This window comes from Pseudomonas sp. P1_C12 (assembly GCF_056406435.1).
Window position 1 is genome coordinate 344,252 of sequence record NZ_JBFUAE010000004.1, and the last position, 14,930, is coordinate 359,181.

A 14,930-nucleotide genomic window follows, 5' to 3' on the forward strand; every position below is an offset into this window, starting at 1 on the left:
CTCAGCTCTGGGACGCGGCTTTGGGCAGAATGTCGTTGGCGACCATCTCGCCGAACGGGCTAACGTAGCCGGCACTTTTCGGCATCTCGGGACGTTCGATATCGAGGTGTGGGAACAGCAGTTCGGCCACCCGGTACGACTCTTCCAGGTGTGGATAACCGGAGAAGATGAAGGTATCGATGCCGAGGTCCGCGTACTCCTTCACGCGGGCGGCCACGGTTGGACCATCGCCCACCAGCGCCGTACCGGCACCGCCGCGCACCAGGCCGACGCCGGCCCACAGGTTCGGGCTGACTTCCAGGTTGTCGCGGCTGCCGCCATGCAACGCGGCCATGCGTTGCTGACCGACCGAATCGAAACGCGCCAGCGAGGCCTGGGCACGAGCGATGGTCTCGTCGTCGAGATGGGAGATCAGCCGATCCGCGGCGTTCCATGCATCTTCATTGGTTTCGCGAACGATGACATGTAAACGAATGCCGAAGCGCACGGTGCGGCCAAGCTTGGCGGCTTTGGCGCGGACCTGTTGGATTTTTTCCGCCACAGCGGCCGGTGGCTCACCCCAGGTCAGGACCATTTCCACCTGTTCGGCGGCCAGGTCTTGCGCGGCATCCGAAGAGCCGCCGAAGTACAGTGGCGGACGCGGTTGCTGGATCGGTGGATAGAGCAATTTCGCGCCTTTCACGCTGATGTGCTGACCATCGTAATCGACGGTTTCGCCTTCCAGCACCCGACGCCATATACGGGTGAACTCCACCGAGGCCTGGTAGCGTTCTTCGTGGCTGAGGAACAGACCGTCGCCCGCCAACTCTTCCGGATCACCGCCTGTCACCAGGTTGAACAGCGCACGACCACCAGACAGCCGATCCAGGGTCGCGGCCTGACGCGCCGCCACCGTCGGGGAAATGATCCCGGGGCGCAGGGCGACAAGGAACTTCAAGCGCTGGGTCACCGGAATCAGCGACGCCGCCACCAGCCACGAGTCTTCGCAGGAACGACCGGTAGGGATCAGTACCCCGCCGAACCCCAGGCGATCCGCTGCCTGTGCGACTTGTTGCAGGTAACCATGATCGACGGCACGTGCGCCTTCAGCGGTGCCAAGGTAATGGCCGTCGCCGTGGGTAGGCAGGAACCAGAAAATATTGAGGCTCATGGAGTGGTCTCCTTGGGGAATCGATTTATTGGGCTTTGGCAACGGCAGCCGGCGGCGTCCAGATCACGTCTTTGATGCTCAACTGCTTGGGAATCAGCTTGAGCTGGTAGAAGCTGTCGGCGATTTTCTGCTGTGCGGCGACCACTTCCGGGGTGAGGAACAGCGCGCCATAGCCCTGGCGTTTCACCGAGGTCAGGGTGATGTCGGCAGGCAGGCCGAGCAGCGGTGAAACCTGTTGGGTCACCTCTTGCGGGTTAGCCTTGGACCACTCGCCAACCGCGCGCACTTCTTCCACCAGGGTCTTGATTACCTCGGGATTTTTCTGCGCATAAGGCTTGGTCGCCAGGTAGAACTGATGGTTGTCGACGATGCCCTGGCCATCGCGCAGGGTGCGCGCTTGCAGCTGTTGTTCGGCGGCAGCCTGGTACGGGTCCCAGATCACCCAGGCGTCGACGCTGCCACGCTCGAACGCGGCGCGGGCATCGGCCGGCGGCAGGAATACGGTCTGGATGTCGATGTATTTGAGGCCGGCGTCTTCCAGTGCACGCACCAGCAGGTAGTGCACATTGGAGCCCTTGTTGAGCACGACTTTCTTGCCCTTGAGATCCGCCACCGACTTGATCGCCGAGTCCTTCGGCACCAGGATCGCTTCGCTGTGCGGCGCTGGCGGCTCATAGGCGACATAGAGCAAATCGGCGCCGGCCGCTTGAGCGAACACGGGCGGAGTCTCACCGGTAACACCGAAGTCGATGGAGCCGACGTTCAGGCCTTCAAGCAGTTGCGGGCCACCGGGGAATTCAGTCCATTGCACGTCCACGCCTTGGGCGGCGAGACGCTTTTCCAGGGTGCCTTTGGCTTTGAGTAGCACCAGGGTGCCGTACTTTTGATAGCCGATTCGTAAGGTCTCGGCCTGAGCTTGAGTAATGGCGCCGAAGGTGACAGCCGCAGCAAACAGAGCGACCAGACCACGACGCAAAATGACAGGGCGCATGGCGCTCTCCTTTTTGCAGTTGGGTTTTGGCTGCACCTGCTTGCCCGTTGGCGGGCGAGTAAGGCCAGTACTTCAATTTTTCGGTGAGACTCAAATGCTCCAGCGAGCACTCAACAAACGATCATTCAACAGGTTCGGATCAAGCGGCTTGGGCCGTCGCGCCATGGCGCTGAAAAACAGCTCCAGCGATTCATTCAGTCGTTGTTCCAGCTCCGGCGCCAACTGCGCCAGGGCGCTGCCTTCGCCGTAGGCGATCTGGCTGTCGACGGCGAAAATCCCTTGCAGCATTTCCTGGGCCTTCAATGCCGACAGCACCGGCTTGAGTGCGTAATCCACCGCCAGCATGTGGGCGATGCTGCCGCCAGTGGCCATCGGCAGAACCACCTTGTGGCTCAAGGCGCGTTCGGGCAGCAGATCCAGCACGACTTTCAGTGCTCCGGAAAACGATGCCTTGTAAACCGGTGTGGCGATCAGCAGGCCATCGGCGTTTTCAATCTGTTGCAGCAAGTCGATCACCTTGGGGCTGTCGAAGCGTGCGTGCAGCAAGTCCTCGGCCGGGAAGTCCCGTACCTGGTAACTCACCACTTCCACACCCTGCCCTTGTAACCAACGCTGGGAGCGATCCAGCAGCACCCCGGAACGAGAGCGCTGACTGGGACTGCCACCGAGTGAGACGACCAACATTCAGACGATTCCTTGCACGGTGTTGGCGATTCGCGGCTTGCGATCTCGCTTCGATGGAGTGACCTTAACAGCTGATTTATATATCTATAAATCATATTTATTCATTTGGTTATTCGTTATAGAAATATGAAAACCGATTTCTTCCAGGCAAAAAAACAGGCCGTCGAAACGGCCTGAAATCCCCTGCTTTGTGGGTGCCTTGAAAAGATCGCAGCCTGCGGCAGCTCCTACAGGGATCGGCGTATGCACGTAGGAGCTGCCGCAGGCTGCGATCTTCTGACCTTCAACGGTTCGGCTGCGGCGTCAAGCGCAAGTAAGGCTTTACCGCCCGATAGCCCTTGGGAAAACGCTGCTTGATTTCATCCTCATCCTTGAGCGACGGCACGATCACCACCTCATCACCGTCCTGCCAGTTGGCCGGTGTGGCCACCTTGTAGTTGTCGGTGAGTTGCAGCGAGTCGATCACCCGCAGGATTTCATTGAAGTTGCGGCCGGTGCTCGCCGGGTAGGTAATCGTCAGCCGGACCTTTTTGTTCGGGTCGATCACAAACAGCGAGCGCACGGTCAGGGTGTCGTTGGCGTTGGGGTGGATCAGGTCATAGAGATCAGAGACCTTGCGGTCGGCGTCATCCAGGATCGGAAAGTTGACCACGGTATCCTGGGTTTCGTTGATGTCCTCAATCCACTTGTGGTGCGACTCCACCGGATCCACCGACAAGGCGATAGCCTTGACGCCACGCTGGGTGAATTCATCCTTGAGCCTGGCGGTGAAGCCCAGCTCGGTGGTGCACACTGGCGTGAAATCCGCCGGATGGGAAAACAGCACGCCCCAGCTATCGCCCAGCCACTGATGAAAACGGATGATGCCGGCGCTGGAGTTCTGTTCGAAATCGGGGGCGATATCGCCAAGTCTGAGGCCCATGGTGCTGCTCCTTCTGAGTGCTAGATGGGTTCAACTGTGCCTGTGTTTTTTAACTATTAAAAAGAATAAATATCGATTTATTTAGATCATAAAGAAATATTAAAGAACTGTTCACTGGACGTGCACGCACAAGCCGCCGAACATCGGCCACGAGGTTCGAGAAGGCCTTGAGTTGCTGCAAAGAGGGAACTTCAAGGCGGGATTACGGGGGTGAACCCGTCTTGAAAATGTAAAAGCCCCGCCCGGTGCAATACCGGGCGGGGCTTTTTTTGTCTCGATTACGCGAGCGCTATTACAACAGCGGGATCGAGTAGCTGAGGATCACACGGTTTTCGTCCTGCGAACGAGTGTTCGGCAGGTCGGTGCGCCAGGTAGCGTTTTTCCACGCCAGGCCCAGGTTCTTCAGCGGACCTTCCTGAACGACGTAAGCCACGCTCAGATCGCGCTCCCACTCGGAGGCACCATTGGCCGCCTCGCCACCCTTGGCGTTAACGGTATCGATATTGTCGCCATGCAGGTACACCAGACCCGCCGTCAGGCCAGGTACGCCGACCTTGGCGAAGTCATACGCGTAGCGTGCCTGCCAGGTGCGTTCGCCGGCACGGCCGAACTTCTGGATTTGCGAGTCGGTGATGATGTAGGCCGACGATCCGTCGCCCTGGTTCAGCCAAGGGAAGTCGCTGTCGCCGTTGCTGACCTGGTAACCGGCGCCGAAGGTGTGACCGGCAACGGAGTACAGGAACAGGCCGCTGTACAGGTTGTTGTCGACCTTGCCTTTACCGTTGGCTGCACCGCTGTAATTGCCAGTGGTGAAGAACAGAGGGTCGTGACCGTTGGCACCGTCGTCGGAGCTGTTGAAATAACGGAAGTCCGACTTCAACACGCCAGGGCCGATGGCCCAGTTATGCACCAGACCCAGGAAGTGTTGCTTGTAGAACTCTTCCAGATTGCCATAGTAGTACTGGGCCGTCAGGTCCTTGGTGATCTTGTAGTCGCCACCGGCATAGATGAACTTGTTGCTGTCGCGGAATTTGGGGCCGCGAGTGTTCGCGCCCGAAATCGACATCTGCTCATTGTTGCTGGAGTTACGGCCTTTAACGGCTTCGATCTGGCCACCGACCAGGGTCAGATCCTTGATGTCGCCGGATGTGATCTGGCCACCCTGCCAGGTTTGCGGCAGCAGGCGGCCGTCGTTGGTCACGATCACCGGCAGTTTTGGCTGCAGGGTGCCCAACTTCAGTTCGGTCTGGGAAACCTTGGCTTTGGCGGTCAGGCCCAGGCTGGAGAAATCATCAACCGCCTCGCCGTTGGATTTGCTCGGGAAAACCGTGCCGCCGTAAGAGGTCGCCGTGGCGCCGTTGGTACCGCCACCCGAATCCAGCTTGACGCCCAACAGGCCGATCGCATCGATACCGAAGCCGACGGTGCCTTGGGTGTAACCGGAGATGAAACGCAGGTCGAAGCCTTGGCCCCACTCTTCGTTTTTGTTCGGGCCAGTGCCGTCACGGTAATCGGTGTTGATGTAGAAGTTACGCAGCCCCAGTGTTGCCTTGCTGTCTTCGATAAAACCCGCGGCGTTTGCCTGCTGGGCCAATGCCCCGACGGCCACAGCCATGGCCAAGGTGGACTTGTTCATGTTTCGCTCCTCTCGTTTCTAGTTCTGATGTTCCTGGTCCCGAATCGATTGCCCGGGATCCTGAATGCATAAATTCGCGGCAAACCGTCTAGGACGGTCGTTTGGCGGGCCGCAGGATACATGGCCTTAAAGCCAAAAGAATTTTTTAGCGGTTTTTAATGCCGTTTTGGAATATGACTTCCCACAACAGATCCGAGGTATCGGCAGCGAGGCCAATTCCTGTAACTGATCAATTGTCGAGGGAGGAAAATGCCAAATCCGAGCTCATGGATGAGTGTCGGACAGGTGCACTTTAAGGTGCGGATTAAAAAACCAAAAAGAATAAAAAAGAAATAGAACCTTTTCTTATGGAATATGAAATTCGACGCGAAAAAAAACCCCGCCAATCGACGGGGCTCTTTTCTTACGGCTATTACATGAAGCTGTAGGTGTAGTTGAAGATCAGACGGGTCTGGTCTTGATCGAGGGTGCTGGTGTTGCCACGGTAGGTACCGTGACGCAGCGTCGTACCAAACCCTTTCAGTGCGCCCGTTTGAATCACATAATCAATACGCGCGTCGGTCTCGTGTTCACTCAGGTCTTTACCAACACCGCTGGTAGCCTTGATGTCCTGGCCATTCAAGTAAGCAATCGAAGCTTTCAAGCCTGGTACACCCAGGGAGGCGAAGTCATAGGAGTACTGACCGAACGTGGTGTTTTCACCGGCACGGATAAAGCTGCCAACCGTGGCGTCGGTAAACGAGTAGAAGCTCGCGCCGCCGGCACCTTCTTGACGACCGTTGCTATCAATAAGACTGCCTTGGTTCAAGAAAACGAAGCCGCCGTCATCGCTGACACGCTGATGCCCGAGCAGGAACGCGTTGCCACCCAGGGTATAGGTGAACATGGCGCTCCAGGTCTTGTTATCGACCTCACCCGGGGTCTTGGCGAAACCGTTGTTGTTGTTGAAACGGAAACCCGGATCGCCGTTCTTGCCGTCGGAGCTGCTGTCGAAATAACGGATATCGGTCTTGAACGACTGATTGGCCGCGATCGGGTAGACGTGCACCAGGCCGAGGAAGTTCTGCTTGTAGAAGTCTTCCAGGTTCGCATAGTAGTACTGCAGCAAGAGGTCTTTGGTGACCTTCCAGTCAGCACCGGCGTATTGGAATTTGTTGCTGTCCTGAGTAGCGCCAGCCACAGACAGGCCAGTGGAGTTCGAGGAGGCGCGACCCGACGCGTGCTCCAGTTGACCCAAGTTGAAGGTCACGTTGTCGATTTCTTTGGAGGTGATGGTGCCACCTTCAAAGGTCTGCGGCAGCACACGGCTGTCGTTCGCGATCAGGATCGGCAGGTTAGGTGCCAGAGCGCCACCCAAGTGGGCTTCGGTCTTCGAGAAGCGAGCCTTGACGTTGCCATCCAGACGGCTCCACTCGTTGGCCGCCTCATTGCCATCGCTAGGGAAGAATGAGTTGCTGTTACCTATCGGGTGATGCCCCTTGCCGCCATCCAGGTGGATACCCACCAGAGCCTGGGCGTCGATACCAAAACCTACGGTACCTTGGGTGAAACCGGACAGGTAATCGAACTTCAGACCCTCAGCGGTTTCGCGCTGACGGTTGGCAGGAGTGCTCGCACCTTCACGCATATCGGCGTCGTAATACATGGTGCGAGAGCTGATGGAAGCCTTGCTGTCTTCCAGGAAACCGGCGGCGCCTGCCTGCTGCGCCAAAACCCCTACGGTCACGGCCAGAGCCAAGGTGGACTTGTTCATTGTGTAGCTCCTCTCGATTCTAATTCTTGTATTCCTGGTCTCGAGTCGACGCCCGAAATCCTAAGATGTGCGATTAGCGCCAGAGCGTGACCCACAAGTCAATCGTAACCATGTGTGTCTACGACCATAGTCTAATCCCCCGGTTTTTTGGTCCCTGCAGGGTCATGAATTCGTCATGAACCTGAAAAGAATTACCCGATTCTTTTCCAATACCGTTTAGGAATTTAGCTCCCCACTCCCCAACCATCCCAGAATAGAAGGTTTGGCACATAAGCCAATTCCTAATCGGTATTTATTTTTGATTTTTTAGATCAATTAGTTTCTGACGCAATTTGGAAACAAATCTTATACCGAAAGGCAGCCCCATGACGTCCAAACGCGCACTATCCGGACCAATTGTTACAGTTTGTGTATCGTTCGCATTTTCTTTCACTTTGAGGTCTGGGTGACGCGCAAGGATTACGCCGAAAAACATCCGGAGGTCGTGGCCGGTTCCGCTTTTCCGGATGCCAGGGCGCAACAGAGCGCTGCGCTGCTGGATAGCGGCACGGCCAAGGCGATTGGCGAGGGGGTTTGTCGGAACGCCGCATCACCACAAAGAAGCTCACAGCTAAAACATCAAAGGGCTTTTTCGAAGATCTTCGAATTACGCTGATAGTTGTACAGCGACGCCCGCGCCGACGGTAGCCGGTCGACGCTGCTGGGTTCGAAGCCACGTTCGCGGAACCAGTGCGCAGTGCGGGTGGTGAGGACGAACAAGGTTTTCAACCCCTGAGCCCGCGCGCGGTTTTCAATGCGTTCCAGCAGCTCATCGCCGCGACCGCCATGGCGGTACTCCGGATTTACCGCCAGGCACGCCAGCTCGCCCGCGTCCGAATCGGCGATTTGGTACAGCGCCGCACAGGCGATGATCATGCCTTCGCGTTCAACCACACTGAACTGCTCGATTTCGCGCTCCAGCACCTCACGGGAACGGCGCACCAGGATGCCTTGCTCTTCCAGCGGACTGATCAAGTCCAGCAAACCACCGACGTCTTCAATGGCCGCTTCGCGCACCACTTCGAACTGTTCCTGGGCGACCAGGGTGCCGCCACCGTCGCGGGTGAACAGCTCGGTCAAAAGTGCACCGTCTTCGGCGTAACTGACGATATGGCTACGAGCCACGCCGCCACGGCAAGCTTCGGCCGCGGCATCGAGCAATTCTGCCTGATAGTTGCTGCCCAGCCGTTGCAGATGCGCTGGCACTTGCTGTGGACGCAGTTCGCGCACCAGGCGCCCGTGTTCGTCGATCAGGCCCAGGTCAGCGCCGAACAGCAGCAGCTTGTCCGCCTCCAGATCGATGGCCGCGCGCGTGGCGACGTCTTCGCAAGCGAGGTTGAAAATCTCCCCGGTCGGCGAATAGCCCAGCGGCGACAGCAACACGATGGAGCGCTCGTCCAGCAGACGGTTGATGCCCTTGCGGTCGACCCGGCGCACTTCGCCGGTGTGGTGATAGTCGACGCCTTCGAGCACGCCGATCGGGCGTGCCGTCACCAGGTTGCCGCTGGCCACCCGCAGGCGTGAGCCCTGCATCGGTGACGAAGCCATGTCCATCGACAGGCGAGCCTCAATGGCAATGCGCAACTGGCCGACCGCGTCGATCACGCACTCCAGGGTCGCGGCATCGGTGATGCGCATGCCGTGGTGGTAATGCGGGGTCAGGCCACGGGCCACCAGGCGCGCTTCGATTTGCGGCCGGGAACCGTGAACCAGCACCAGACGCACACCCAGGCTGTGCAACAGCACCAGGTCGTGGACGATATTGCCGAAGTTCGGGTGTTCAACGCCGTCGCCGGGCAGCATGACGACAAAGGTGCAATCGCGGTGGGCGTTGATGTAAGGCGAAGCGTGACGAAGCCAATTGACGTATTCGGGCATGAACCTGGGCCTGTAATAAATAGCAGCCGAAAAAAGGGCGAAACTGAAAACGCACAGCGGGCTGATGGTTATCGTCGGAACAGGCTTGGCGACACGCGCGCTCTCCTCATGAATACGGGTTTGGAAACTGGCAATTTAATCGCGCCCCTGTAGGAGCTGCCGAAGGCTGCGATCTTTTGATCTTTGGCTTTAGAATCAAAATCAAAAGATCGCAGCCTTCGGCAGCTCCTACAAGTGTTGCGTTCAACTGGTTGGCACCGCCGTTTTGGCCGGTGTCAGGCAATAGTGTTCGATCAGTTGCCTTAATAGATGCACCGTAGGCTGCAAACGTGACATTTCGAGGTATTCCCCCGGCTGATGGGCGCAGGCAATATCACCCGGACCAAGCACCAGCGTTTCACAGCCAAGGCGCTGAAGATAAGGTGCTTCGGTGCCGAACGCCACTGCTTCGGCGCTATGACCGGTGAGCTTTTCAGCAAGGCGCACCAGCTCGGCGTCCTCGGCCTGCTCGAACGGCGGCACTTCGGGGAACAACGGCGCGTAATCGATCTTGACCTGATGCCGCTCGGCAACCGGCTTGAGCTTTTGCAGGATCTCGGCGCGCAGGACCTTGGGGTCCATGCCTGGCAACGGCCGCAAATCGAATTCCAGCGAGCACTGGCCGCAAATGCGGTTGGGGTTGTCGCCGCCATGGATACAGCCGAAATTCATCGTTGGTGTCGGCACGCCGAATTGAGGATTGCGGAATTCGCGCTGCCATAACAAGCGCAGGCCACGCAATTCACCGATGGCATCGTGCATGGCTTCCAGGGCGCTATGGCCCAGGCGCGGGTCAGAGGAATGACCGCTCTGCCCCAGGATGTCGATGCGCTCCATCATGATGCCTTTGTGCATGCGGATCGGCTTGAGCCCGGTCGGCTCGCCAATCACCGCCGCCCGCCCCAGCGGTCGCCCCGCTTCGGCCAGCGCGCGGGCGCCGGACATCGAGCTTTCTTCATCGCAGGTGGCGAGAATCAGCAACGGCTGTTTGAACGGCTGATCGAGCAGCGGCTTGACCGCCTCGATGGCCAGGGCGAAAAAACCCTTCATGTCGCAACTGCCCAGGCCGACCCAGCGACCGTCGACTTCAGTCAGCTTCAGCGGGTCGGTTTGCCACAGCGCACCGTCGAACGGCACGGTGTCGCTGTGCCCGGCCAGCACCAGACCGCCGGGGCCGGAACCGAAACTGGCCAGCAAGTTGAACTTGCCGGGGCTGACCTGCTGGATCTCGCAGGTAAAGCCCAGCTCTGCGAGCCACGTCGCCAGCAGATCGATGACCGGGCGATTGGTTTGATCGAGACTGGGTTGGGTGCAACTGACCGACGGTGCAGCGATCAACGCAGCGAATTGTTCTTTCATCGACGGCAATGGCATCGCTGACTCCCGGCACCCGAATTGAAGTCCATCATAGAACCAACCGATGGCAGGAATAAACCGTCGCGACGCGGACTAACCTTGAGTCCTGTACACTGCACGACCTTGGCAGCCACACATTCCCCCGGCTGCGCTCCCGATCCTGGATTTTCCGGCCATGCAGAAAGAAACCGAAATCAAACTCCGCGTCAGCCGCGAAACCCTCGCCGCCCTGCGCGAGCACCCGTTACTGAAAAAACGCAACAAAAGTGGCTGGGAACGCCGTGAGTTGATGAACCAGTACTTCGACACGCCCGAGCGCGACCTGGCCCAGGCCAAAGTCGCACTGCGCCTGCGCAAGGATGGCGAAGAAGTGATTCAGACCCTCAAGACCCGCGGCCAGAGCGTCGCCGGTTTGTCGGTACGTAACGAGTACGACTGGAACCTGCCCAAAGCCAAGCTCGACCTGAAGAAACTCGACGGCGAATGCTGGCCCGAGGAACTGGCCGAACTGGACAAGAAAACCCTGAAGCCGATCTTCACCACCGACTTCGTCCGCGAACGCGCGGAAATCGCCTGGGGCCGCGGCAAGACCAAGGTGGTCATCGAAGCCGCGCTGGACCTGGGCCATGTCGTGGTCGGCAAGCAGAAAGAAGAAATCTGCGAACTGGAACTGGAACTGCGCGAAGGCGAGCCGGCAGCCCTGCTGGAACTGGCCGCCGAACTGGCCGAGAAACTGGCCCTGATGCCATGCGACATCAGCAAGGCCGAGCGCGGTTATCGCCTGTACGACGCCCACAGCTATTCGTTGAGCCTGCCGGCGCCGCAGATCACCGCCGAAACGCCGCTGGACGACGCGTTCACCGCGCTGAGCTGGCATTTGCTCGGCAGCAGCCAGCGTCTGGCCGAGCAGTATCGCTTCAACGGTCACTGGCGCCTGTTGCAGGACTGGGTCGAATGCCTCGCGGAAATGCGCGCGCTGATCAGCAGCCTGGGCCAGGCCGCACCACGTCAGACGACCCACGACCTGCGGATCGCCCTCGATGCCTTGCTGGAAGACTGGCGCCCGCTGGTCCAGGCCGGCCTGGAAGATGAAGACGTGCGCAAAGCGGCGCCCGAGCAGTTCCTCGAAGAACTCGAAGACCCACGCTGGGGCCTGTTCTCCCTGACCACCTCGCGCTGGCTGCTGGCCCGCACCTGGGCTGCCGACCGCAACACCCGTGGCAATCGCCAGGGCGCTGCGCAACTGGGCAGCTGGTTGCCGCGCCTGCTGGGCGAAGAGGCCAACTCGCTGCAATTGCAGCGCTACCAGCAACAACCGGAAGATCTGGCCGAGCAACTGCCGCGCATCGAACGCATCCAGGTCTGGCTGCACCATGCGCGCAACGTACTGGAGATCCCGGAAATGGATCGCCTGTACGGTGAGCTGAACAAACTGGCGCAACTGGCCAACGAATCGATCACCGACGAAGTCCTGGATGCGCGCAAGCAGCAGGCAATCGCGGTGTATCAGAACCGTGCCTGGAAGATGCTGTTGCGTCTGTAAATCCGCCTTCGCTGCGATGCGGCGACCCGACAAGCCAGCTCCTACAGAGAATCACCGAAACCCTGTAGGAGCTGGCTTGCCAGCGAAGAGGCCAGCTCATTCACCACAAAGTTTCAGACCGGCAAACTGGTGGTCGACTTGATCTCCGACAACGCCACGATCGAATTGACCTCCTGAATCCCCGGCACCATCGACAGCTTCTCGAAGAAGAAGCGCTCGTAGGCCTCGATGTCCGCCGTGACAATCCGCAGCAAGAAATCCACCGCCCCCATCAGCACATAACACTCCAGCACCTCCGGAAAGCCGCGAATCGCCTCGGTGAATTCGGTGAAGTTCGAACGCCCGTGGGCATTGAGTTTCACCTCCGCGAAGATCTGCGTGTTCAGGCCGATTTTCTTGCGGTCGAGCAAAGTCACCTGGCCGCGAATGATGCCCTCCTCTTTCATCCGCTGAATCCGCCGCCAGCACGGCGATTGCGAGAGCCCCACCTGCTCGGCGATCTGTGCGCTGGAAAGCGAAGCATCCTCTTGCAGCAAGGCGAGGATCTTGCGGTCGTAGCCGTCTAGTTCGCTTTGCATAAAAAAACCCTTAACCGAGTAATAAGTGAATTGATTGATTCTTCATTTCTGCAATACAGCCAATCATAGAGAAGAAATACCCGGCACAGGATGTAAACATTTCTCCAATGATTTTGGAGCCAGACCATGCCGTATCTCGAAGCCGTGAACACCCCACCTGCCCGCGCCGATGTCTGGAACGTCGGCAACGCCCATTGCCGGGTTCGCTATCAAATGCTGGCCGAGGCAGAACCGGACCTGCTGTGTCGCACTCTCAATCTGTTCGCTTTGCAATTGCTCACGCCGGAACAGGTCAACGCGCAGCGCCAGGACGACTGGCTGAGCATCGAGATCGTCATCGACGGTTTGAGCTGGCACCGCGCGCAAGTGATTGCGGAAAAACTTCGTAACTTGATCAGCGTCTGCTCGGTGGAGCTGCAAGAAGCTGATTCCACATGGGCCGAAGCGGTTCAAGCGGCGGGCTGAAAGACTCCGAAACGCCTTCGTCGGGTAGTGGCCCAGCGGTCAGCCGGGCCACGGCTATCCTTTGCGCACTGTCGTTCAAAAGGAGCCCGCATGTCCGTACATCTCGCCTTTCAGGACCGCTGGCTGGATCTCAATGACCTGCTGCGCGAACTGGTCGCCCAGGGCTTTATCAGTCAGGATTCGGCCGAACACGCGCTCAATGCCCGCCGCCGCAACGCCTCCCTTGGGCAGATGCATCCGCTGGAGTTCATTGCCAGCCAACAGCTGGACGATCTCAGCCGTCCCGGCAAACCGCTGGACCTCGAGAGCCTGACCCTGTGGCTATCCCGGCAGGCCAGCCAGCCTTACCTGCGCATCGACCCACTGAAAATCAATGTCGCGGCCGTGACCCCGCTGATGTCCTATGCCTTCGCCCAGCGCCACAAGATCCTCGCGGTAGCGATCGACCGCGAGGCGGTCACCGTGGCCAGCGCCCAGCCTTATGTCAGCGGCTGGGAGGCTGACCTGACCCACGTGCTCAAATTGCCGATCAAGCGCGTGGTGGCCAACCCGGTGGACATACAGCGCTTCAGCGTCGAATTCTTCCGCCTGGCCAAATCGGTCACCGGTGCGAACAGCGCCGACCCGCAAGTCAGTACCCTCGGCAATTTCGAGCAGTTGCTCAACCTCGGCGCCAGCGACCAGGAGCCGGACGCCAACGACGCACACATCGTCAACATCGTCGACTGGCTGTTCCAGTACGCGTTCCAGCAGCGCGCCAGCGACATCCACATCGAGCCTCGGCGCGAGCAAGGCACGGTGCGCTTTCGCATCGACGGTGTGCTGCACAACGTCTATCAATTCCCACCCCAGGTCACCATGGCCATCGTCAGTCGCCTGAAAACCCTGGGGCGCATGAACGTCGCGGAGAAACGCAAACCCCAGGACGGCCGGGTGAAAACCAAGACCCCGGACGGCGGTGAAGTCGAACTGCGCTTGTCGACACTGCCCACGGCCTTCGGCGAAAAAATGGTCATGCGGATCTTCGATCCGGAAGTCCTGCTAAAGGACTTCGACCAGCTTGGTTTTTCCGCCGACGACCTGCGCCGCTGGCAGGACATGACCCGCCAGCCCCACGGCATCATCCTCGTCACCGGGCCGACAGGTTCGGGCAAAACCACAACCCTCTACACCACCCTGAAAAAACTGGCGACGCCGGAGGTCAACCTCTGCACCATCGAAGACCCGATCGAAATGGTCGAGCCGGCGTTCAACCAGATGCAGGTCCAGCACAACATCGACCTGACCTTCGCCGCCGGCGTGCGCGCGCTGATGCGGCAAGACCCGGACATCATCATGATCGGCGAGATCCGCGACCTCGAGACCGCGGAGATGGCGATCCAGGCGGCGCTCACCGGGCACCTGGTGCTGTCGACCCTGCACACCAACGACGCGCCCAGCGCCATCAGCCGCCTGCTGGAACTCGGCGTGCCGCATTACCTGATCAAGGCCACAGTGCTTGGCGTCATGGCCCAGCGACTGGTGCGAACCCTGTGCCCGCACTGCAAGGCGCCGCTGACGCTGGGCGAAGACGACTGGCAAACCCTGACCCGGCCCTGGCAAGCACCGTTGCCGGCCAATGCCCAGCGTGCCATCGGTTGCGTGGAATGCCGCGACACCGGTTATCACGGTCGCGCCGGGGTCTACGAAATCATGCAGCTCAGCGACAGCATCAAAGCGCTGATCAGTCCCGACACCGATCTGCTGGCCGTGCGGCGGCAGGCATTCAAGGAAGGCATGCGCAGCCTGCGGCTGTCAGGAGCGCAAAAGGTCGCCGCCGGGCTGACGACCATTGAGGAAGTTCTGCGGGTGACGCCCCAGAGCGAGCAGAGCTGAGCCCGGCTGTACTTATCCGGC

General features: G+C 59.2%; 12 protein-coding genes and 1 pseudogene. 4 read left to right on the forward strand and 9 right to left on the reverse strand.

Translation table 11 applies throughout. From position 1 onward, the window contains the following. Position 1 precedes the first annotated feature (1 nt). The 6 genes from ssuD to AC1D19_RS08900 form a co-directional block, all read right to left on the reverse strand. On the reverse strand, positions 2 to 1,150 hold the full coding sequence (gene ssuD, locus AC1D19_RS08875) for an FMNH2-dependent alkanesulfonate monooxygenase (protein WP_477762984.1): 1,149 nt from the start codon (positions 1,148 to 1,150) through the stop codon (positions 2 to 4). 25 nt (positions 1,151 to 1,175) lie between these two features. Beyond that, entirely contained in the window at positions 1,176 to 2,141 is a 966-nt protein-coding gene (locus AC1D19_RS08880; protein ID WP_477762985.1) for a sulfonate ABC transporter substrate-binding protein, read from the reverse strand. Between the two features lie 90 nt (positions 2,142 to 2,231). Next, positions 2,232 to 2,825 (reverse strand): NADPH-dependent FMN reductase, encoded by a 594-nt coding sequence (gene ssuE / locus AC1D19_RS08885; RefSeq protein ID WP_007993145.1) that lies wholly within the window; start codon positions 2,823 to 2,825, stop codon positions 2,232 to 2,234. A 283-nt stretch (positions 2,826 to 3,108) separates the two neighbouring features. Next, the gene (locus AC1D19_RS08890) at positions 3,109 to 3,747 is read right to left on the reverse strand and encodes a peroxiredoxin (RefSeq protein WP_477762986.1); all 639 of its coding nucleotides are present in this window, start codon (positions 3,745 to 3,747) and stop codon (positions 3,109 to 3,111) included. Between the two features lie 292 nt (positions 3,748 to 4,039). Further along, entirely contained in the window at positions 4,040 to 5,383 is a 1,344-nt protein-coding gene (locus tag AC1D19_RS08895; protein WP_477762987.1) for an OprD family porin, read from the reverse strand. A gap of 412 nt (positions 5,384 to 5,795) precedes the next feature. Beyond that, on the reverse strand, positions 5,796 to 7,136 hold the full coding sequence (locus AC1D19_RS08900; RefSeq protein ID WP_057398764.1) for an OprD family outer membrane porin: 1,341 nt from the start codon (positions 7,134 to 7,136) through the stop codon (positions 5,796 to 5,798). A 433-nt stretch (positions 7,137 to 7,569) separates the two neighbouring features. Between AC1D19_RS08900 and tauA the strand changes: the two are divergent. After that, positions 7,570 to 7,704 (forward strand): annotated as a pseudogene (gene tauA / locus AC1D19_RS08905) (taurine ABC transporter substrate-binding protein); the annotation flags it as partial. A gap of 50 nt (positions 7,705 to 7,754) precedes the next feature. Here the strand turns inward: tauA and argA are convergent. Both argA and argE read right to left on the reverse strand, forming a co-directional pair. After that, entirely contained in the window at positions 7,755 to 9,053 is a 1,299-nt protein-coding gene (argA, locus tag AC1D19_RS08910; protein ID WP_477762988.1) for an amino-acid N-acetyltransferase, read from the reverse strand. Positions 9,054 to 9,296: 243 nt separating this feature from the next. Then, the gene (gene argE, locus AC1D19_RS08915) at positions 9,297 to 10,466 is read right to left on the reverse strand and encodes an acetylornithine deacetylase (protein ID WP_477762989.1); all 1,170 of its coding nucleotides are present in this window, start codon (positions 10,464 to 10,466) and stop codon (positions 9,297 to 9,299) included. A gap of 157 nt (positions 10,467 to 10,623) precedes the next feature. Between argE and AC1D19_RS08920 the strand changes: the two genes are divergently transcribed. After that, positions 10,624 to 11,991 carry a CYTH domain-containing protein gene (locus AC1D19_RS08920; RefSeq protein ID WP_477762990.1) on the forward strand — a complete coding sequence of 456 codons (1,368 nt, stop codon included), beginning with the start codon at positions 10,624 to 10,626 and terminating at the stop codon, positions 11,989 to 11,991. Between the two features lie 113 nt (positions 11,992 to 12,104). Here the strand turns inward: AC1D19_RS08920 and AC1D19_RS08925 are convergent, their stop codons facing one another. Then, positions 12,105 to 12,569: an Lrp/AsnC family transcriptional regulator gene (locus AC1D19_RS08925; RefSeq protein ID WP_057398760.1), complete on the reverse strand. Its 465-nt coding sequence runs from the start codon at positions 12,567 to 12,569 to the stop codon at positions 12,105 to 12,107. Between the two features lie 126 nt (positions 12,570 to 12,695). Between AC1D19_RS08925 and AC1D19_RS08930 the strand changes: the two genes are divergently transcribed. Together AC1D19_RS08930 and tfpB are read left to right on the forward strand one after the other, a co-directional pair. Then, positions 12,696 to 13,034: a hypothetical protein gene (locus AC1D19_RS08930; protein WP_477762991.1), complete on the forward strand. Its 339-nt coding sequence runs from the start codon at positions 12,696 to 12,698 to the stop codon at positions 13,032 to 13,034. 90 nt (positions 13,035 to 13,124) lie between these two features. After that, positions 13,125 to 14,909: a type IV pilus assembly ATPase TfpB gene (gene tfpB / locus AC1D19_RS08935; RefSeq protein ID WP_477762992.1), complete on the forward strand. Its 1,785-nt coding sequence runs from the start codon at positions 13,125 to 13,127 to the stop codon at positions 14,907 to 14,909. Positions 14,910 to 14,930 lie beyond the last annotated feature (21 nt).

Bases quoted from the DNA above. Each gene is read 5' to 3' on its own strand.
- ssuD (WP_477762984.1), bottom strand. From the start codon at position 1,150: ATGAGCCTCAATATTTTCTGGTTCCTGCCTACCCACGGCGACGGCCAT.
- AC1D19_RS08880 (WP_477762985.1), bottom strand. From the start codon at position 2,141: ATGCGCCCTGTCATTTTGCGTCGTGGTCTGGTCGCTCTGTTTGCTGCG.
- ssuE (WP_007993145.1), bottom strand. From the start codon at position 2,825: ATGTTGGTCGTCTCACTCGGTGGCAGTCCCAGTCAGCGCTCTCGTTCC.
- AC1D19_RS08890 (WP_477762986.1), bottom strand. From the start codon at position 3,747: ATGGGCCTCAGACTTGGCGATATCGCCCCCGATTTCGAACAGAACTCC.
- AC1D19_RS08895 (WP_477762987.1), bottom strand. From the start codon at position 5,383: ATGAACAAGTCCACCTTGGCCATGGCTGTGGCCGTCGGGGCATTGGCC.
- AC1D19_RS08900 (WP_057398764.1), bottom strand. From the start codon at position 7,136: ATGAACAAGTCCACCTTGGCTCTGGCCGTGACCGTAGGGGTTTTGGCG.
- argA (WP_477762988.1), bottom strand. From the start codon at position 9,053: ATGCCCGAATACGTCAATTGGCTTCGTCACGCTTCGCCTTACATCAAC.
- argE (WP_477762989.1), bottom strand. From the start codon at position 10,466: ATGCCATTGCCGTCGATGAAAGAACAATTCGCTGCGTTGATCGCTGCA.
- AC1D19_RS08920 (WP_477762990.1), top strand. From the start codon at position 10,624: ATGCAGAAAGAAACCGAAATCAAACTCCGCGTCAGCCGCGAAACCCTC.
- AC1D19_RS08925 (WP_057398760.1), bottom strand. From the start codon at position 12,569: ATGCAAAGCGAACTAGACGGCTACGACCGCAAGATCCTCGCCTTGCTG.
- AC1D19_RS08930 (WP_477762991.1), top strand. From the start codon at position 12,696: ATGCCGTATCTCGAAGCCGTGAACACCCCACCTGCCCGCGCCGATGTC.
- tfpB (WP_477762992.1), top strand. From the start codon at position 13,125: ATGTCCGTACATCTCGCCTTTCAGGACCGCTGGCTGGATCTCAATGAC.